Source organism: Asticcacaulis sp. (genome assembly GCF_027484505.1).
Lineage (GTDB): Bacteria > Pseudomonadota > Alphaproteobacteria > Caulobacterales > Caulobacteraceae > Asticcacaulis.
Genome location: NZ_JAIXSV010000256.1, coordinates 59,777 through 78,158, shown reverse-complemented (window position 1 = coordinate 78,158; position 18,382 = coordinate 59,777). Strand labels below are relative to the sequence as shown.

Sequence of the window (18,382 nt, the reverse complement as noted above, 5' to 3'; positions counted from 1 at the left end):
GCATATTTTGCCTGCCGCTCTGCATAGGCTGAGTCGCAGCGGACAGGTAAGGCATCGCGCATGAGCACGGAAAATATCGGCCTCCTTGGGGCGCTGAAAGAAAAGATGACCTGGCTGGGTCAGCGCCAGAAGCTGGTGGCGCAGAACGTGGCCAATGCCTCGACGCCGGGTTTCAAGCCGCGCGACCTTAAGGCGCTTGATTTTGCCTCCGTCCTCAAAGGGCAGCAGGAACAGACGGGGCTGGGCCTCAGCGTGACCAATGCCGGGCATATGAATGTCGAAGGCGGCGGAAGCTTTGCGCCAAAGGCGGTCGTTTCGCCCGATTCCGAAACGACCATGGACGGCAATTCGGTCGTGCTGGAAGAACAGATGCTCAAAATGGCCGAAAGCCGGATGCAGTATGAGGCGGCGCTCGGTTTCTATCAGAAATCGCTGGGCCTGATCCGCATGGCCACCAAGGCCCCGGGCAAGTAAAGGGTAGGTTCAGATGCCGATTAACAAGACCACCGACACCCATCCCACCCTTTCGGTCGCCGCCAGCGCGCTCCGAGCGCAGCAGGCGCGGATGCGGATTATCGCTGAAAACATCGCCAATGCCGACTCGACCGGTCAGACGCCGGGGGCCGACCCATACCGCGGCAAGATTCCGGTGTTTGAAGCCACCAAGATCGATGGAGCCATGGGGGTGAAACTAGCCTCGGTGCGTCCTGACTCTAAACCGTTCCCGGAGGAGTACGACCCCAGCCACCCGGCAGCGGATGCGCGCGGCTATGTCAAACGACCGAACGTCGAAAGTCTGGTCCAAAGTATGGATATGCGCGATGCGCAGCGGGCCTATGAGGCGAATCTCAATGTGATCGAGACGACTCGCTCTATGGAGCAGAAGACGCTCGATCTGCTTAAGCGTTAGAGGCTCGATAAATGAACCCCATGCTCGTCGCCAAGGCCTACGGGGCCGTTCAGAAGCAGGTCTCCGGCCTGCACGAAGAGGGCTCGCGCACGCAGGATGTGGGTGCCGCCTTTTCCAAGGTCCTGAACGGGGCCATGGAACAGACGATGAAATCGACCCAGAATGCCGAGTCGCAAATGATCGCGCATTCGCAGGGCAAGGCCGAACTGATCGACGCCGTGACCGCCGTGGCCACCGCTGAGGCGTCTCTGGAAAGCGTCATCGCCATCCGCGATCAGGTGATCAGCGCCTATCAGGAAATTCTGAGAATGCCGATCTGAGCCTTCAAGGTCTGGGCCTTCACTGTCCGGGCCGACGCGTGCGTGGGTGTCGTTTGCCCCGGCTGTTGGTCTCAAGGCTGACGATTTCCAAGCGGACCGTCGAGATGTTATGTTGAAATAGCAAATTGCTATTTTCTTGCGACGGTAGTAACGGAATGCTATTTTGATGAAGGCGATCATCTACGAACCCGCCGCGGAAAGAGCGCTGGAGCGTATCAATGCTCGTGACCGGGCGCGCATCGAAGATCGTCTGGAGACCTATGCCTTGACCGGGCATGGGGATATCAAGGCGATGAAGGGGCTTCCCCTGTTGCGTCTCAGGGTGGGTGATTACCGCGTGCTATTCACCGAAGACTTGCAGGTTCTGGATGTTATCGACCTTGGTCACCGGCGAGACATATATCAGTAGGAGAGACAGGACATGACCGATCATCCCCTAATAAATATCAAGGATGAGACCTTTGTTCTGGTGCCTCTGGCTGAATACGAAGCCCTTAGCCGATATGCCGAAGCGGTCGAGGAGGCGGCGGAAGAGGCTTGGGCCGCAAAGGTTTGGGCGGAGCATCTGGCCACCAAGGCGCGCGGTGAATATATTGCCATGACCAAGGCCGAATGGGCGCGCATACGTGCCGGTGAATCGCCGGTTCGCGTGGTGCGTGAGCACCGGGGGCTGACGCAAAAGGCTTTGTCTGAGAGGAGCGGTGTGGCCGCGCCGGAGATATCCGCCATTGAGGCGGGTAAACGCCGCGGCAGTGTCGATACGCTGAAGGCCTTGGCCAGGGCTCTGGGTTGCCCGCTGGACGTTGTGGCGGGGGAGTGATCCCGAAAACAACGCGGCGTTAACGGCAAATTAACCACGCTACCGGCAAAATCTGCCCAGCGGATCGGTGGGGTCCGTGGCTTAAGTGTAGGGCGATTTTCCATGACCGGTACAGAAGTTCTCAGCGTTGGCCGTGACGCCATCTGGCTGACCATTCAGCTCTGTGCCCCGGTTCTGATCGTTGGTCTTATCGTCGGTGTGGTGATCGGCCTGTTTCAGGCCCTGACCCAGATTCAGGAACAGACCCTGATCTACGCCCCCAAGATCATCGCCGTCTTCGTGACCCTGCTGCTGGTCTTGCCGCTGATGGGGGCGCTTTTGTCCGGTTTCATGAAGGAAATCGCCACCAAGATCGCGGGCATCTGACGCGCTGTCTGAGCGGCAAGAATCGCGTCATAGGTGGCCGTTATGATCCCCGTTACGCCCGCTCCGGATTTTCCGACCGAAGTCACCTCCTTCTTCGGTACGTCGCAGGTGGTGTTTACCGCCATGCTGATCTTTGTGCGCGTGGGCTCGGTCGCTATTCTTATTCCGGGGCTGGGGGATCAGGCCGTACCGCCGCGCATGCGACTGTCCTTTGCCTTTGTCTTCACCCTGATGCTGGTGCCGGTGGTGCAGTCGCAAATGCCCGCCCTGCCGCCGAAACTGGGGGCCATGGCCGGGCTGATCATCCATGAGGCGGTGATTGGCCTGATGCTGGGGATGCTGATGCGCACCTTTCTGGGGGCACTGGCCATTGCGGGGGAGGTGGTGTCGCTGCAAACCACCCTGTCCTTTGCCCAGACCGCCAATCCGGCGCAGGCCCAGCCCTCAACCTCGATCGGCACCTTTCTGGCCATGCTGGGGCTGGTTCTGATCTATGCCACCAATCTGCACCACCTGTTTATCGCGGGGATGCGCGACTCCTACTGGGTGTTTCCGCCGATGCGCCCGGTCATGGTCGGCGACGCGACGCAGCTGATGATCCGCACGGTGGGCGATACCTTCATGCTGGCTATCCAGATGACGACGCCCATTCTGGTCTTCGGTCTGATTATCAATGTCGCGGCCGGTTTTATCGGCCGCATCATGCCGGCCTTTCCTATCTTCTTCGCGGTCACCCCGATCAGCGTTCTGCTGGGGCTGGCCATCTTTGCCCTCAGTCTGGGCGGTACCGGTCTGGTCTTCCTTCAGCACTATGAGGAATTCCTGCGCCTCTTCGTAAGAGGTGTTTAGGTGGCCGACGAGGGCGAAGACAAGACAGAAGAGGCCTCGGCCCGAAAACTCGAAGAGGCGCGAAAAAAGGGCGACGTCGCCAAATCCGCCGACGTCCCTCAGGCCCTGTCGCTGATCGCGGCGTGCGCGCTGGTCATGCTCTATGGCGACAAGATCGCCCTGTCGCTGACCGAGACGTTGCGGGTATTTGTGGCCGCGCCGCACCTGTTGCGCGACTCGCTGATGGGGGATGGCGGGCTGACCATCGCCAACCACCTGATGGGGCAGGTCCTGCCCATCATTGCCCTGATCCTGCTGGTGGCGGGTACTGCCGGTGCCATAGGCAGTCTGGCCCAGACCGGCCTGATGTTCAGCACCGAAAAGCTCAAGCCCGACTTTTCCAAGCTCAACCCCATGGCGGGTTTCAAGCGCCTGTTTGGTGTTGATGCCCTGATCCAGTTCGCCAAGACGGTGATCAAGCTGATCGCCGTGGGTGTGATTACCTGGATGATCCTTAAGGGGCGGGCGGTCGATGTGGCGGGTCTGGCCGGCGCGTCGCCGCTGATGGTGCTGCCCTATGCCAAGGAGGTGTTTTTCTCGCTGGCCGTGGCGGTGTGCCTGTTCATGCTGCTGGAAGGCGGGGCGGACTACTTCATCCAGAAGTTCCGATTTTCGCAACGCATGAAGATGACCAAGACCGAGGTCAAGGACGAATACAAGCAGACCGAAGGCGACCCGCACGTCAAGGGCCGCCTGAAGCAGATCCGCATGGAAAAGTCGCGTCAGCGCATGATGGCCAATGTCCCCAAGGCGACGGTGGTGATCACCAACCCGACCCACAACGCCGTGGCCTTGCGCTATGATGAGGAAACGCCCGCGCCGCTGTGCGTGGCCAAAGGGGTGGATACGCTGGCCCTGAAAATCCGCGAAGTGGCGGGCGAACACGATATCGCCATTGTCGAAGACCCGCCGCTGGCGCGGGCCCTTTATGCGGCGATTGACGTCGATGAGATCATCCCGGAAACGCATTTTCAGGCCGTGGCCAAGATCATCTCCTTCGTCATGGTGCGCAAGCGGCGAGGATTCTGAGTGAAATCCGGGCAGGATTCGCAAATTAGGTTAAACTCTGGCGATTCGTTTTGGTGAGAGGTTTTCGCCTTGTCTTCGTCGCCCGCCCAAACATCGGCTCATACGCCCAATGCCGCGCCCAAAAACCTGCCGGAGCGGTTGCGCGACTTTGCCTCGCCTCTCGCCCTGACGGTGGTGGGGATCATCGTGGTTTGCGCCTGCGCCGCCTTCTGGTTCATTGCGGGGGAACTGCCGGTGGGCGTGGTACTGACCATCCTTGTGATCGTGATGGGGGCGGTGGTGTCGGTGGCGCTGTTCGCCTTTGGCCAAGACGATGACACGGGAGCACAAGGGCCGGGCGTCACCGCTCTGGTCGAAGCGCTGGCCGAACCGGCGGCGATCGCCAGTTTTGACGGCCGCCTGAGCGCCACCAACCCCGCCTGGCGCGATGCGGGTGGCAATGAAAAGCGTCTGCCGGCCGGAGAGGGGAGCGCTGCCCTGTTCGTCGCCATGCGCGAAGCCCGTGCGCAGGGCCATAGCCGCGCTCTGGTGCGGCTGGGCAGCTTTGATTTTGAAATGCTGCTGTCGCGTCTGGGCGATGAGCGCGTGCTGGTGCGTGCCGCCTCGCAGGGCGTGCTGGGCACGGGGCTTTTGCTTAACCATGAACTGCCGGTTGCCGAGAGCATGGACGCTGCGGAAGAGGCGGAAGCCGTTGTGGCGCAACCCTCTGTGGCCCCGGCCTTTGACGGGTCGGATGCGCCCTTTGGTCAGGCCTTGCTGGAAGGCGACACCCTGCTGACGGCGAAAATTACCCGCGTCAATCCGGTGTTTACGCGCCTCATGGGCGGCTCAGCGGCGGATTTGACGGGCAGGGTATGGGGCGACCTGATCGACGCCGCCTCGCGCGAAGAGGCGCAGGCCAAGCTCGACGCCAAAAAGACCGCCTTTGAGGTCAAGCTGCTGTCGAACAAGGACCTGCCGCTACAGGTGCGTCTGGCCCATACGCCGGGCGGCTTTATGCTTTACCTGTTCGACATCAGCGAACAAAAGCAACTGGAGCAGTCTCTGGCGCAGGTGCAGAAGATGCAGGCCATCGGGCAGTTCGCCGGCGGCGTGGCGCACGATCTCAACAACCTTTTGACCGGCCTCAAGCTGCGCGTCGAAGACCTTTTGCACAATCACCCGCTGGGTGATCCCTCCTATGGTGGGCTGAACGAAATCCGTCAGATTTCGACGCGCGCCGAGGATCTGGTGCGCAAGCTGCTGGCCTTTTCGCGCAAGCAGACGGTCAAGCGCGTCACGCTCAATCTGGGTGAGTTGATCTCCGAATCCGAGGTGCTTCTGCGCCGTCTGATGCGCGAGGATGTGAAGCTCGAAACCGAATATGGCCGTGACCTGCCCGACATCCACGCCGACAAGGGCCAGATGGAGATGGCAGTGATGAACCTTGTCGTCAATGCGCGCGATGCGGTGCACGCCTCCGGCGGCGGGCGCGTTAAAATCCGTTCGGCGGCGCTGACTCAATCCGAAGCCGTGGCGCAGGGCTGGGCCGACGCCCCGGCGCAGGGCGCGGCGCTGATCGAGGTGTCGGACAATGGTCCCGGCATCCCGCCGGAGATCATGACTAAGGTCTTCGAGCCGTTTTTCACCACCAAGCCGCTGGGTGAGGGGACGGGACTGGGGCTGGCCACCGTCTATGGTATTGTCAATCAGGCCGATGGCCATATCGCCATCACCTCGGTGGTGGCCCCTGCTGAGGGGCACGGGGCGACCTTCAAAATCTTCCTACCGATCAAGGTGCACGTGGCTAAGCCCGACACGCCGAAGGTCGAAGCGGCGCCAGCGTCTCCGCCCAAGGTCACGCCGAAGGACATGTCGGGTGCCGGACGAATCCTGTTTGTCGAGGACGAAGAGATCGTGCGCGGCATCGCCGCCCGTTTGCTGCGTCAGCGCGGTTATGAGGTCACCGAGGCCTCGGACGGTGAAGAGGCGCTCGACATCATCCAGAGCGGTGACAAGTTCGACCTGCTGATTTCCGACGTCATCATGCCGGGTCTGGACGGGCCGTCCATGCTCAAAAAGGCGCGACCCTTCCTTGGCAATGTGCCGGTGATGTTCATTTCGGGCTATGCCGAAGCCGAGTTCTCGGACCTTCTGGAAGACGAGGTGGGCGTGTCCTTCCTGCCCAAGCCGCTGGATATCAAGACTCTGGCCGAACGGGTCAAGGCGCAACTGGCGGCGTGAGTTTGGCGCTGATAAGACCCATGAAACGCCCTTCTGTTTTACACCTCCCTGCACACCGTGCGGGGAGGTGTAAGAAAAAGGCGGGCCTACTCACATGCGCCCACTAACGGGTGCATGGGCCGTGCCCCTGCCTATTCGCCCACCGCCGGATCGTAGGTTTTAATCAGTTCCAGCGATTCCAGCAGGATGGCGCGCATGGTGTGCAGCGCGCCGTCGGCGTCGCCTTTTTCAATGGCAATCAGCACGGCTTCGTGCGCCGGGATCGAAGCGGTGTGGCCGGAAATCTTGTTGGTGACGCTGATCGACAGGCGCAGGGCGGTATTGATCAGTTCACGCAACTGCCAGAAGAAGGGGTTGCCCGACGCGCGCAGAATGGCGACGTGGAATTCGATATCGGCCTGAAGCGCCTGGTCGTGGTCGGCGGTATTGTCGCGCATCCCGTTCAGGCCGTCGCGGATGGCCTTGATGTCCTTACGGTCGGCATTCTGGGCGGCCAGGGCGGCGGCCACGGGTTCAATGGCCAGACGCACCTCGGTAAATTCGCGGTAGATGGTGTTGGAGAAGGGGCGTTCCATCAGCCAGCGGGTGACATCCGGATCGAGCAGGTTCCAGCGGCTGACCGGTTCGACCTTGGTGCCCTGACGCGGGCGGGCGCTCAGGAGGCCCTTGGCCGTCAGCATCTTCACCGCCTCACGCGCGACGGTGCGGCTGGCCGAAAACTGCTGGCACAGTTCAGCCTCGGTCGGAAAACCGCGGCCGTCGTAATGGCCGGAAACAATCGATTGGCCGAGGGTTTCCAGAAGTCCATAGGTGAGGCTGACGCCGTGCTGCGTACGCATATTAGAGCGCTTTCCGAAACGTGTGACGCACTTTTCGGGCAAAAAAGCGCGTTAAACCAAAAATTTAGAGCGTCGTTTCGATTCTATCAGAACGAAGTACGCTCTAAGCTGCCTGTAGGCATGTCTGAGTCTTGTTATAAGATGAGTAATCACCGATATTTCCGCCGCTTGTCCAGCTTAAATGACAAATAAGACCTCAGGGACGATCATCCACACGACAAGTCGATGTGAAAACGATTGAAAATGATAGCGTTATCATTTTTGACCTTGCGCCCTAAAGCGAGGATGATTAAGACAATTGTATAATAAAAAATGCCGCCTTTTCAGGAGCGGTGTCGGTTGCGAGGGAACAGTGCGGTGCAGACGCACCGTCTAAAAAAGGCGGGCGGCTGTTTAATCCCTCAAGCGAAGTTCAGACGCGGACCGTGTGTCCGTCATAAGCGCCGGTGCGTCGCATCGGTCAGTCAGGGGAGCCGTGCATGGGTCTAAGAGTATCGCGCCGTTTGTTGATGTCTGTCGCCGTGTTCGGTGCCGCCATGTGCCTTGTGCCCGTCACGCAGGCGCTGGCGCAAAACAAGCCGCTGCCGCAGGTGGTCAAGAAGAACGGCAAGGCGGCGCTGATGGTCGATGGCGCGCCGTACCTCATTCTGGGGGCGCAGGCCAATAATTCGTCCAACTATGTGGCGCAGTTGTCAAAGGTGTGGCCGGCGCTGAAGGATATTCAGGCCAACACGCTGGAAATTCCGGTCGCCTGGGAGCAGATCGAGCCGAAGGAAGGCCAGTTCGACTTCTCTTACGTCGATGAGTTGGTGAAGCAGGCGCGTCAGAACAATATGCGTCTGGTGCTGTTGTGGTTCGGGACGTGGAAAAACACCTCGCCCAACTATACGCCGGACTGGGTGAAGCTCGATAACAAACGCTTCCCGCGGATCACCAAAAAAGACGGGACGATGTCCTATTGCCTGTCGCCGATGGAGCGCACGACGCTGGAGGCCGACAAGAAGGCCTTTGTCGCCCTGATGACGCATCTGAAGAAGATCGACGGCGACCAGCATACGGTCATCATGATCCAGCCGCAGAACGAGTCCGGCACCTATGGCAGCGTGCGCGACTATTCGCCCAAGGCCGAAAAGGTCTTCAAAGGGCAGGTGCCGCCGGCGCTGCTCAAAAAGAAGGGGATCAGCAAGGGCGGGACCTGGGGCGAGGTGTTCGGCAAGCATGCTGACGAATATTTCCACGCCTGGCATATCGCCAGCTATATCAATGAGATCGCGGCCGCCGGTCGGGCGGTCTATGACCTGCCCATGTACGTCAATGCGGCGCTGCGTGAGCCGCTGATCGAGGTGGGGCCGGAGACCTATTCGTCGGGCGGGCCGACCCACAATGTCATCGACATCTATCAGGCGGCGGCCCCGGCCATCGATATTATCGCGCCCGATATCTATAAGCGCGACTCGGCCAATTACGAGGCGGCGCTGAGCCTTTATTCGAAGTTCGAGAACCCCCTGTTTGTGCCGGAAACCGGTTCGGATACCGAATTTGCCCGCTATATTTTCAGCGTTTTCGGACGCGGCGGCATCGGCTTTGCGCCCTTCGGCATCGACTATACGGGCTATACCAACTACCCGCTGGGCGGCAAGGACATCTCACCGGAGGGCCTGAAACCGTTTCGGGAAAAGTACGCCCTGTTTGCGCCGATGATGCGCGACTGGGCGAAGATCGCCTATGAAAACCCCGTCTGGGGTGTCTCTGAGGCCGATGACCGCAGACCGCAATCCATCGACCTTGGCGGTAAGTGGAAGCTCGACGTGCTCTATGGTGAGTGGCAGTTCGGCCTGACCGAATGGACGTGGCTGGGCAAGATCGATCCGGTGCCGGGGCGTGAAAAGCCCAATGGCGGCGTGGTCGTAGCGCAGCTGTCCGAAGATGAGTTTCTGGTCACCGGCGTCCACGCCCGGCTGAATTTCGGGCTGGGCTCCAAAAACAAGGGCAAGAACCTGATCTTCCGTTCGGTCGAACAGGGGCACTTTGAAAACGGCCAGTGGGTCGTCGATTTCGTGTGGAATGGCGATCAGACCGACTATGGCCTGAACCTGACCGGCCAGCCGGCGGTGCTCAAGGTCAAGCTGGCAACCTATTGATAATCAATCCCTCTCTCGTTCACACAGAGAGAGGACCGGGGTTTGGGGGACGCACAGGCCGTCCCGAACGCCCCCCTCATCCGGCGCTGACGCGCCACCTTCTCCCTCAAGGGAGAAGAGATATTCGGGAGAAGACAGATGAAACCCTATATCTACGCCTCGACGTTGGCCGTCGCCCTGATGGCCTCCACGGCGCTGGCCGGGACCTACAGCCGCACCGATACCGGCATTGTGGTCAAGCCGGACACCAGCACCGCGAAGGAAATCCGCCTCAATGTCATCAGCGACTCGGTCATTCAGGTGGTGGGCGTCGATGACCCGGCGCGCGAACAACTGCCGTCGCTGATGGCGGTAGCCAAGCCGGAAGGCAAGTTCACGGTGACCGACGGCAAAGGAAGTGTCACGGTGAAGGCCGCTGCCGCCTCGGCGCAGGTGGACCTGACGACCGGGCGCATCACCTTCTTCAACGCCAAGGGCCAGCCGGTCCTGAAAGAGGTCAAGAGCGCCATCACGCCGGTGACGGTCGAGGGTAAATCCTATGTCGCCACCAGCGCCCAGTTCAACCCCGGCACGACCGAGGCCTTCTACGGTCTGGGGCAGCACCAGAACGCCCAGATGAACCTCAATGGCGAAGACATCGAGCTGCGCCAGCATAATATGGATATCGGCATCCCCTTCGTGGTGTCGGACAAGAATTATGGCGTGTTGTGGGACAACAATTCGGTCACGCGCTTTGGCAATCCGGTGCGGTTTGGTCTGGCCAGCCGCGATCTGAAACTGACCGCGCTCGATGGCTCCAAAGGCCTGACCGCCAAATACTATGTCGATGACAAGCTGATCCTGACGCGCGTTGAGCCCGACATCCGCTATCAGTTCCTGAGCGATGTCGATAAGCACTGGCCGACCGATCCGGCCCTGAGCAAGGCGGCGACGACGGGCAAAACCGTCAAGGTCGTCTGGGAAGGCTCGGCCACCTCAGACACGCCGGGCGTGCACAAGATGCGCCTGTTTGCCTCCGACTATGTGACGATGAAGGTCGATGGCAAGACGATCTTCGACCACGGCATCTGGCGTATGGGCTGGAACGCCTGGTACAATAATTTCGAGCAGACCTTCGCCAAAAACAAGCCGGTCAAATTCCACGTCGAGTGGCTGCCGTCGGGCGGCCTGATCTCATTGCACCATTCCAATCCGGAACCGGCGGCCGACAAGCACTCGCTGCGCTTCACCTCTGAGGCGGGCACGGGCCTGACCTATTATTTCATCTCCGCCGACAGCCTCGACGGCGTCATTTCCGGCTATCACACCGTGACGGGTAAGCCGCCGATGATGCCGAAGTGGGCCTATGGCTTCTGGCAGTCGCGCCAGCGCTACGAGACGCAGGATCAGCTTCTGGGGGTGCTCAAGACCTATCGCGACAACAAGTGGCCGATTGACAATATCGTGCAGGACTGGTTCTACTGGCCTGAAGACCAGTGGGGCAGCCACACCTTCGATCCCGTTCGCTTCCCCGATCCGCAAAAGCTGGTCGATGAGGTGCACAAGCAGAACGCCCGCATCATGATCTCGATCTGGGGCAAGTTCTATCCCAATACCGACAACTATAAGGAGCTGGACGCCAAGGGCTATATGTGGCGCCGCAATGTCGAGCTGGGGGCCAAGGACTGGGTGGGGCCGGGCTATCTCAACAGCCACTATTCGCCCTATAATCAGGAAGCGCGCGACATCTACTACCGCCAGATGAAGGAAGGTCTGGCCAAGTACGGCTTCGACGCCTGGTGGATGGACAATACCGAGCCGGACGTGCGTTCCAACACCAGCCCGGAGGAATTTGCCGAGCTTATCACCCCGACCCAGATGGGGCCGGGCGCGCTGGTCCACAACGCCTATTCGACCATGAGTTCTCAGGCCGTCTATGAGGGGCTTAAGGCCGATCAGCCGGACAAGCGTCAGTTCATCCTGACCCGTTCGGGCTTTGCCGGCGTGCAACGCAACGCCGCCGCCCTGTGGTCGGGGGATGTCGTCGGCACCTGGGACAATCTGTACGATCAGATTTCGGCGGGTGTGCAGACCGGCTTCTCCGGCGTGCCCAACTGGACGCACGACATCGGCGGCTATGCGCAGGAAACGCGCTTTCAGGGCAAGGATGTCGGCGGGCTTCAGGAAAACCGCGCCGCCGGTGGCACAGGTACGGCTGAGGACCTGAAGGAATGGCGTGAGCTGAACCAGCGCTGGTGGCAGTTCGGGGCCTTCTCGCCGCTGTTCCGCTCGCACGGCGAAGGCGTGAAGCGCGAAATCCACGAAATCTCACCGCCGGGTTCGCCCATGCGCGCCAATATGGTGTGGTTCCTTGAGCTGCGTTACCGCCTGATGCCGTACATCTATTCGGCGGCCGCGGACGCCCATTACGAGTCCGCTCCGATCATGCGCGGCTTTGCGCTGGACTTCCCGACGGATGCCAGGGGTAAGGACGTCAAGGACGCCTATATGTTCGGCAAGTCGATCCTCGTCGCGCCGGTTACGACGTATCAGGCGACCTCACGCAGCGTCTATTTCCCGGCGGGTGCCAATTGGTACAACGCCTATACGGGCGAGACGGTGAAGGGCGGTCAGACCCAGACCGTCGCGGCGCCGCTCGATCAGTTGCCGCTGTTCGTCAAGGCGGGGTCGATCCTGCCCATGGGCCCGGTCATGCAGTATGTCGATGAAAAGCCCGACGCCCCGCTGACGATCAATGTCTATACGGGTGCCGATGGCCGCTACAGCCTCTATGAGGATGATGGCGTGTCGAATGGCTATGAGAAGGGCAAGTTCACCCGTATCCCGTTCAGCTATAACGATAAAACCGGCGAACTGACCATCGGGGCCCGCACTGGCCAGTACGACAAGATGGTCGCGGCGCGGACCTTCAAGGTACGCTTCCTGAAGGCGGGCGACAAGACGACCGACTTCGATGCCCCGGCCATCAGCGTGGCCTATTCGGGCAATGCGGTGAAGGTGAAACGGCCGTAAGTGCTTGTGTCTTCTCCCTTCCTGCCTTTGGCGGGGAGGGAGACCATCAAGCGAAGCGCAGATGGTGGTGGTGGCTTCTTTGGCTCGACGAAATCGCAGTATGCGTTGAAACAGTCGCGACGCCCCCCTCCGTCACCGCGCTTCGCGCGGTGCCACCTCTCCCGGCACGCCGGGGGCGTAGGAAGAGGGGAGAGGCTCTCCTACGCTAAATACCGCCGGGGCGTCCTTGGGGCCGGGGCGGTATTTGACGCCCTTGAGCCAGATTTTCAGCGCTTCCCAGTGTATGCCCCACACGACCTTCAGGGTCATCAGCGGCATGGTGAGGAAGTATTTCATCAGCACCCGGTCGCTCAACGTCTCGCGTTGGGCGTTGAAGCTGGCCACCAGCATTTTTTCGCGGCCTTCGGGGCGAATCTGCTCCAGTAGGATGCGCAGGCCAAAGCGTGCCTCCGGCGGTGTCAGGTCAAAGCTGTAGGCCATGTCCATATCCATGAACGGCGAGACGTGCAGCCGCTTGTCCGCCGCCTGATGCAGCCGGCCCTTGTCCTGCACCGGCAGGACGTAGCAGTGGCGGTCGCCAAAGGTGTTATTCACCTGATAGACCACGGCGCGCAGGTCGCCATCGGCCTTTTCGACGAAATAGAGACTGATTGGGTTGAAAACGAAGCCCAGAACGCGTGGCATGGCCAGCAGGAACAGCCGGTCACCCGCCTCATAAAGGCCCTGTGGCGTCAGAAAGGCGATGATCCGCTCGCGCAGCGGCGTGGCGGTGTCGCGCCTAACCGGGCCGTGGTCACGCTCATAAAAACCCAGCAGGTTGAAGCGGTTGAGGCCCAGCGTCTTTAACGGTTTCAGGGTTTGCTCAAGATGATCGAGATCGAAGAGGATCTGAAACACCGAATATTCCAGATGGTGCACTTTTGGGGCAAAGCGGTGGTGCATGACGGGGCCGGCATAGAGGGCGGTTTTCATGTCCTGTCTTCTCCCTGTGCCGCGAATTTGAGTGTTGCGGAAATATCGGAAGGGGATGACTCCCAAAGACAGAGAGGGCGCAGACCTTGGGCGTCACCCCCCTCCGTCACGGCGTCGCGGTCGCGCCGCAGCGCCACCTCCCCATCGCTGCGCGACAGGGAGGAGAGGGAAAGGCTCCCCTTCATTCCGCCGCCTCCAGCAGGGCGCGGGCCGGTTGCCAGAAGATGCGTGAGCGGCTCCAGTCAAAGGCCCACGGGCGCGAAACGCCGCTGATGGCCTCAGCGACGGCCAGACCCGATTGCAGGCCGTCCTCGTGGAAGCCCGCGCCGAAATAGGCCCCGCAAAACCAGGTGCGGTTGACGCCCTGTAAGCCTCCCAACTGCGTCTGGGCGGCGATGGCGGCTTGATCGAACAGGGGGTGGTCGAACGTCATGCGCTTGATGACCTTGTCTTCGGCAATCGGCGTGACGGGGTTGAGCGTCACAAAGACGTCCTGACCGGGCAGGTTTTGCAGCAGGTTCATCCAGTAGGTGACGCACAGCATACGCCCCGCCGTCATCTCGTCCTTGCGACCAATATAGTTCCAGCTCGCCCAGGCGTGGCGGCGGCGTGGCATCAGGCTGGCGTCGGTGTGCATCACCACTTCGTTGTCGGTGTAGCGGAAGGCCGACAGCACCTCACGTTCCTGCGACGTGGCATTGTCACCCAATATACGCAGGGTGTCGTGGGCGTGGGTGGCGAACACCACCTCGTCAAAGTGATGACTCTCGCCTTGCGTATCGGTCAGGGTGACGCCGCTGGCGTGGCGTTCGGCCTTTATAATGCCACAGCCGGTGCGGATGCGGTGTTTGAAGGGTTCGATCAGGCGCTTAACATAGGCCTGAGACCCGCCGGTGACCGTGCGCCACTGGATGCGTTCGGCCAGATTGAGCTTCAAAAGGCCGTGGTTCTCAAAGAAGTTCATGAAGGCGCGGAAGGGATAGTCCATTACCTCAGCGGCTGAGGTGGACCAGATGGCGGCGGCCTGCGGCACCAGATGGTCCTCGATAAAAGGCCGCGAATAACGCCGGCTGATCAGATACTCGCCCAGTGTCAGACGCTCATCCTGACGCGCCTTGTGATCAAGCGGGGCGGTCTTGTAGAAGCGCACCAAGTCCCACATCAGGCGCAGGAAACGCGGGCGCACCACATTGCCCCATTGCGCCAGAAGCCCGGCTAAGGACACCGAGGCGTATTCCAGACGCCCCTTGTCGATGGAGACACCGAACGACATGTCAGAAGACTGATGCGGCGCGCCGATATAGTCGAGCAGGGCCGTCAGATTGGGGTAGCAGGGCGTATTGAAGACGATAAAGCCCATATCGACCCACAGAGGCGTTTCGGCGCTGCCGATATTGACGCTGTGGCTGTGGCCGCCGGGGCGGTCTTCTTTTTCAAACACCGTGATGTCGGCGTGCGGATGGAGATGCCAAGCGGCGGATAAGCCGGAAATCCCTGTGCCCACAATGGCGATACGGGGGCGGCGGGAAATGTCCGGGGTGGCGCGGCTGGCGTCGTACATTCTTGTATCCTTATATATGCTTCAACGCTTACGCCGGGGGTCGGGCGCTGGATCATCCTATCTGAGTTTCCGGAAATACTATTCTGATTCATCCAAACCTGTGGCCGCGGCGTAGAAGCCTCATGACCACAGCCAAGTCCACATCGACTCTTTACGGGCGGCCTCAAATGTCCTTTGACCGCGACGATTTAATCGGGTCTTCTGCGCGTATGATCGTCGCAGAGACTGGCCTGAGCCGGGGAGGGCGTCCCGTGGGTGTGCCCGAAGCCCTGATTTTACGCATCGCCGAAGGGCGTGACCGTGCGGCCTATGCGCAACTGTTCAGTCAATACGCGCCCAAACTCAAGGCTTTCATGATGGGGCGCGGTCTGACCGCCATCGAAGCCGAAGATCTGGCGCAGGATGCCCTGCTGAATGTGTGGCGCAAGGCCTCCTACTTTGATCCGTCCAAGGCGTCGGCGACGACGTGGATCTATTCCATCGCGCGTAATCTGCATATCGACGGCGTGCGCAAGCAGAAGCGGGCGCAAACCCTGCCGGAAGATTTGTGGGCCCCGGAGCCGGAACAGGCCCCGGATACACACCTGATCGGGGTGCAGGACGCCAAAACCATCGGCGTCCTGATGCAGACCCTGTCGCCGGAACAGCGCGAAGTGGTGCGGCTGTCGTTTTTTGAGGACCTGTCGCATGGCGACATCGCGCAGGCCCTGTCCATCCCTCTGGGGACCGTGAAATCACGTCTTCGGCTGGCGCTTCTGCGGCTGCGGGCGGCTTTTGAAATGCGAACTGAAAGTAAAAGCGTATGACGTCCATCAGTCACCACCTCGATGAGGTTATACTGCTCGACTACCACCGTGGCCGTCTGAACGCCGGTCAGTCCCTGCTGGTCGAAACGCACCTGGAAATGTGCCCGCATTGTCGCACGTCTCTGCGCCTGTTTGATGCCATCGGCGCGTCGATGCTGGAAGACATCGTGCCGGTCGATATGGCCGATGACGCGCTGGAATTGGCGCTGGCGCGTATCGAGCGCCCCGAAGAGGCCCCTGAGCCGCGCGTTGCGCCCGAACTGCCCGCCTATCTTAAGGGTATTGAACTGCCGGAAGCTGTGCGCGCGGCGGCCTTCAAGCCGCGCTACTGGGGCGCGCCCGGCGTGTGGATGGCGCATCTTGACGCCCCGAAGGACGGGCGCGGTCTGACCTATCTGATGCACGTCAAGGGCGGGATGCAGATGCCGGTCCACGACCATCAGGGGCTGGAGATGACGCTGGTCCTCAGCGGCTGTTTCAGCGACGATCGCGGGGCCTATCATCCCGGCGATTGCGTGTCGTGCGACGAAGGGGATCACCATTCGCCCCTGATCGCGGCGGACGATTGCCTGTGCCTGATCGCGGCAAACGCGCCCATCGCGCCGAAGACGCTTTTGGGTAAACTGTTGCAGCCGTTCGCGCGTATCTGATCCGACCCACATTCCCAAAGGTGAGGCATGAAGATGTTTCTGAGCGCGCTCGTCCTGACACTTATCGCCTTCGCGGTCATTGACACCGTATGGCTGACCCTTACCGCCGGTCCTTTGTACAAGCCGCTGATGGGCGACCTGATGGCCCCGCGCATCAACATGCCCGCTGCCATAGCCTTCTATCTGCTTTACGGCCTTGGTGTGACGTGGTTTCTCACCTTTCCGGCCCTGTCCGGACAGTTGCCGATGCAGGGTCTGCCCGCCGGATGGTCACTGACGGTCAGCGCGGCCCTGCTGGGGCTGATGGCCTATGGCACCTATAATCTGACGGCGATGGCCGTGATCCGCGACTGGTCCCTCAAACTGGTGGTGATCGACATGATCTGGGGGGCGGTGCTGACGACCGTCGCGTCGCATCTGGTCGTGTTCGCCGGGCGGCTGCTCAAGATATAGACTTTTTGCAGCGCGCGTTTTCATTATAATAAGAAACTCAGACGGAGGCGGCCCTATGTCCAGCACCTCGACATCCCTTGGTCCCCATTTCGTAGCCAAAAGCGCCGACCTGCATGTGGTGCCCAAGGCCCTGCGGCAGCCGCTCAAGACGCTGCGCCACAACTGGCACCGCGGCAATCTCGACATCATTCTGCCGAACGGCACGCCGTTTGAAATCCGCGGGCGTGAGCCCGGCCCGCACGGCGTCCTTAAGGTCAACGATTTCCGCTTCCTCCGTCGCGTCCTGTCGGCCGGCGATGTCGGTTTTGCCGATGGTTATGTGGCCGGGGAGTGGGATACGCCCGACCTGCCGGACCTGCTCGAAGTGTTCACGCTGAACATCGACCGCCTGACGCGCTTCTTTATCGGCAACCCCTTCATGCAGATGATGAGTCGTCTGCTGCACAGCTTCAACCGCAACACTAAGGAAGGGTCGCGGCGCAATATCTTTGCCCATTACGATCTGGGCAACGCCTTCTATTCCGAGTGGCTGGATGCCACCATGACCTATTCGTCCGCCCTGTTCAAAGGCACCGAAGACCTTGAGCCCGCGCAAACGGCCAAATACGCCGCGCTGGCGCGACTGGTCGATCTCAAGCCGGGGCAGCACGTGCTGGAAATCGGCTGTGGCTGGGGCGGCTTCGCCGAATACGCCGCCAGGATGGGTGCCAGGGCCACCTGCCTGACCATTTCGCCATCGCAGCACGACTATGCGGTCGCGCGTATGCAGCGGCTGGGCCTGTCCGATAAGGTGGAAATCAAGCTGCTCGACTACCGCGATGTGACGGGCGAATACGATGCCATCGTCTCTATCGAGATGTTCGAGGCGGTGGGGATGGAATACTGGGACACCTATTTCCGCAAAGTGTCGGAGGGCCTCAAGCCCGGCGGTAAGGCGGCGCTGCAAATCATCACCATCCGCGACGAGCTGTTCGAAGATTACCGTCAGCGCCCGGACTTCATCCAGCGCTATATCTTCCCCGGCGGCATGTTACCGTCGCCGTCCAAGCTGCGCAGCCACAGCGCCAAGGCCGGTCTGTCGGTCCTGTCGGATCAGTCGTTCGGCCACGACTATGCCCGCACGCTGAATATGTGGGCGCGGCGCTTCGATGCGGCCTGGGGCGAGGGGCGCATCAGCGGCTTCGATGAAGCTTTCCGCAAGATGTGGCTGTTTTATCTGGCCTATTGCGAAGCGGGCTTCCGCACCGAGCGCACCGACGTGGTGCATTTCGCGCTTCAGAAGGCCTGACCCACCCGGCATCCTGCCGGTCCGGTGCGTCCCCTGCCGCCTGTGCAGGACGCATTTAATCACTTGTCTCCCCCCAAGGGGCGGGCTACCAAACCTCTCACTGA

General features: G+C 60.7%; 18 protein-coding genes. 15 read left to right on the top strand and 3 right to left on the bottom strand.

From position 1 onward, the window contains the following. Positions 1–60 precede the first annotated feature (60 nt). The 9 genes from flgB (at position 61) to cckA (ending at position 6,556) form a co-directional block, all read left to right on the top strand. Positions 61–474, top strand: coding sequence for a flagellar basal body rod protein FlgB (flgB, locus tag Q0072_RS15255; RefSeq protein ID WP_298331751.1), 414 nt, complete (start codon positions 61–63; stop codon positions 472–474). Positions 475–487: 13 nt separating this feature from the next. Beyond that, positions 488–910, top strand: coding sequence for a flagellar basal body rod protein FlgC (flgC, locus tag Q0072_RS15250; protein ID WP_298331748.1), 423 nt, complete (start codon positions 488–490; stop codon positions 908–910). Positions 911–921: 11 nt separating this feature from the next. Beyond that, complete coding sequence (locus Q0072_RS15245) at positions 922–1,230, top strand: flagellar hook-basal body complex protein FliE (RefSeq protein WP_298331745.1); 309 nt, start codon at positions 922–924, stop codon at positions 1,228–1,230. Between the two features lie 166 nt (positions 1,231–1,396). Next, on the top strand, positions 1,397–1,639 hold the full coding sequence (locus Q0072_RS15240; RefSeq protein ID WP_298331742.1) for a type II toxin-antitoxin system RelE/ParE family toxin: 243 nt from the start codon (positions 1,397–1,399) through the stop codon (positions 1,637–1,639). A 12-nt stretch (positions 1,640–1,651) separates the two neighbouring features. Beyond that, on the top strand, positions 1,652–2,050 hold the full coding sequence (locus Q0072_RS15235; protein ID WP_298331740.1) for a helix-turn-helix transcriptional regulator: 399 nt from the start codon (positions 1,652–1,654) through the stop codon (positions 2,048–2,050). Positions 2,051–2,152: 102 nt separating this feature from the next. After that, entirely contained in the window at positions 2,153–2,416 is a 264-nt protein-coding gene (fliQ, locus tag Q0072_RS15230; protein WP_107870319.1) for a flagellar biosynthesis protein FliQ, read from the top strand. Positions 2,417–2,458: 42 nt separating this feature from the next. Beyond that, positions 2,459–3,265, top strand: coding sequence for a flagellar biosynthetic protein FliR (gene fliR, locus Q0072_RS15225; RefSeq protein ID WP_298331730.1), 807 nt, complete (start codon positions 2,459–2,461; stop codon positions 3,263–3,265). Further along, on the top strand, positions 3,266–4,333 hold the full coding sequence (gene flhB / locus Q0072_RS15220) for a flagellar biosynthesis protein FlhB (protein ID WP_298331728.1): 1,068 nt from the start codon (positions 3,266–3,268) through the stop codon (positions 4,331–4,333). A 69-nt stretch (positions 4,334–4,402) separates the two neighbouring features. Beyond that, positions 4,403–6,556 carry a cell cycle histidine kinase CckA gene (gene cckA / locus Q0072_RS15215; protein WP_298331726.1) on the top strand — a complete coding sequence of 718 codons (2,154 nt, stop codon included), beginning with the start codon at positions 4,403–4,405 and terminating at the stop codon, positions 6,554–6,556. Between the two features lie 131 nt (positions 6,557–6,687). Here cckA and Q0072_RS15210 read toward each other — a convergent pair whose 3' ends face one another. After that, entirely contained in the window at positions 6,688–7,395 is a 708-nt protein-coding gene (locus Q0072_RS15210) for a FadR/GntR family transcriptional regulator (protein ID WP_298331724.1), read from the bottom strand. Positions 7,396–7,874: 479 nt separating this feature from the next. Between Q0072_RS15210 and Q0072_RS15205 the strand changes: the two genes are divergently transcribed. Then, complete coding sequence (locus Q0072_RS15205; RefSeq protein WP_298331722.1) at positions 7,875–9,536, top strand: DUF5597 domain-containing protein; 1,662 nt, start codon at positions 7,875–7,877, stop codon at positions 9,534–9,536. Between the two features lie 138 nt (positions 9,537–9,674). After that, entirely contained in the window at positions 9,675–12,548 is a 2,874-nt protein-coding gene (locus Q0072_RS15200; protein ID WP_298331720.1) for a TIM-barrel domain-containing protein, read from the top strand. Between the two features lie 132 nt (positions 12,549–12,680). On the opposite strand, the gene Q0072_RS15195 is transcribed toward Q0072_RS15200, so the two are convergent. Further along, positions 12,681–13,520, bottom strand: a complete 840-nt coding sequence (locus tag Q0072_RS15195; protein ID WP_298331718.1) for a DUF1365 domain-containing protein — start codon at positions 13,518–13,520, stop codon at positions 12,681–12,683. Between the two features lie 181 nt (positions 13,521–13,701). Next, on the bottom strand, positions 13,702–15,081 hold the full coding sequence (locus Q0072_RS15190) for an FAD-dependent oxidoreductase (protein WP_298331716.1): 1,380 nt from the start codon (positions 15,079–15,081) through the stop codon (positions 13,702–13,704). A gap of 167 nt (positions 15,082–15,248) precedes the next feature. Between Q0072_RS15190 and Q0072_RS15185 the strand changes: the two genes are divergently transcribed. From Q0072_RS15185 to Q0072_RS15170, 4 genes are read left to right on the top strand one after another with little or no spacing between them, the layout of a single operon-like run. Continuing rightward, positions 15,249–15,887 (top strand): sigma-70 family RNA polymerase sigma factor, encoded by a 639-nt coding sequence (locus Q0072_RS15185; RefSeq protein ID WP_298331714.1) that lies wholly within the window; start codon positions 15,249–15,251, stop codon positions 15,885–15,887. Then, positions 15,884–16,537: a ChrR family anti-sigma-E factor gene (locus Q0072_RS15180; RefSeq protein ID WP_298331711.1), complete on the top strand. Its 654-nt coding sequence runs from the start codon at positions 15,884–15,886 to the stop codon at positions 16,535–16,537. The genes Q0072_RS15185 and Q0072_RS15180 overlap by 4 nt, the downstream gene beginning before the upstream one ends. Positions 16,538–16,564: 27 nt before the next feature. Further along, on the top strand, positions 16,565–16,990 hold the full coding sequence (locus Q0072_RS15175; RefSeq protein WP_298331709.1) for a DUF2177 family protein: 426 nt from the start codon (positions 16,565–16,567) through the stop codon (positions 16,988–16,990). Between the two features lie 55 nt (positions 16,991–17,045). After that, positions 17,046–18,278, top strand: coding sequence for a cyclopropane-fatty-acyl-phospholipid synthase family protein (locus Q0072_RS15170; protein WP_298331706.1), 1,233 nt, complete (start codon positions 17,046–17,048; stop codon positions 18,276–18,278). Positions 18,279–18,382: the final 104 nt, after the last annotated feature.

What these genes read in the sequence shown, in the direction of transcription:
- Q0072_RS15235 (WP_298331740.1), top strand. Translation starts at nt 1,652, where the DNA reads ATGACCGATCATCCCCTAATAAATATCAAGGATGAGACCTTTGTTCTG.
- Q0072_RS15170 (WP_298331706.1), top strand. Translation starts at nt 17,046, where the DNA reads ATGTCCAGCACCTCGACATCCCTTGGTCCCCATTTCGTAGCCAAAAGC.
- fliQ (WP_107870319.1), top strand. Translation starts at nt 2,153, where the DNA reads ATGACCGGTACAGAAGTTCTCAGCGTTGGCCGTGACGCCATCTGGCTG.
- flgB (WP_298331751.1), top strand. Translation starts at nt 61, where the DNA reads ATGAGCACGGAAAATATCGGCCTCCTTGGGGCGCTGAAAGAAAAGATG.
- Q0072_RS15245 (WP_298331745.1), top strand. Translation starts at nt 922, where the DNA reads ATGAACCCCATGCTCGTCGCCAAGGCCTACGGGGCCGTTCAGAAGCAG.
- Q0072_RS15185 (WP_298331714.1), top strand. Translation starts at nt 15,249, where the DNA reads ATGTCCTTTGACCGCGACGATTTAATCGGGTCTTCTGCGCGTATGATC.
- Q0072_RS15180 (WP_298331711.1), top strand. Translation starts at nt 15,884, where the DNA reads ATGACGTCCATCAGTCACCACCTCGATGAGGTTATACTGCTCGACTAC.
- Q0072_RS15205 (WP_298331722.1), top strand. Translation starts at nt 7,875, where the DNA reads ATGGGTCTAAGAGTATCGCGCCGTTTGTTGATGTCTGTCGCCGTGTTC.
- Q0072_RS15210 (WP_298331724.1), bottom strand. Translation starts at nt 7,395, where the DNA reads ATGCGTACGCAGCACGGCGTCAGCCTCACCTATGGACTTCTGGAAACC.
- Q0072_RS15240 (WP_298331742.1), top strand. Translation starts at nt 1,397, where the DNA reads ATGAAGGCGATCATCTACGAACCCGCCGCGGAAAGAGCGCTGGAGCGT.
- Q0072_RS15195 (WP_298331718.1), bottom strand. Translation starts at nt 13,520, where the DNA reads ATGAAAACCGCCCTCTATGCCGGCCCCGTCATGCACCACCGCTTTGCC.
- fliR (WP_298331730.1), top strand. Translation starts at nt 2,459, where the DNA reads ATGATCCCCGTTACGCCCGCTCCGGATTTTCCGACCGAAGTCACCTCC.
- Q0072_RS15175 (WP_298331709.1), top strand. Translation starts at nt 16,565, where the DNA reads ATGAAGATGTTTCTGAGCGCGCTCGTCCTGACACTTATCGCCTTCGCG.
- Q0072_RS15200 (WP_298331720.1), top strand. Translation starts at nt 9,675, where the DNA reads ATGAAACCCTATATCTACGCCTCGACGTTGGCCGTCGCCCTGATGGCC.
- Q0072_RS15190 (WP_298331716.1), bottom strand. Translation starts at nt 15,081, where the DNA reads ATGTACGACGCCAGCCGCGCCACCCCGGACATTTCCCGCCGCCCCCGT.
- flgC (WP_298331748.1), top strand. Translation starts at nt 488, where the DNA reads ATGCCGATTAACAAGACCACCGACACCCATCCCACCCTTTCGGTCGCC.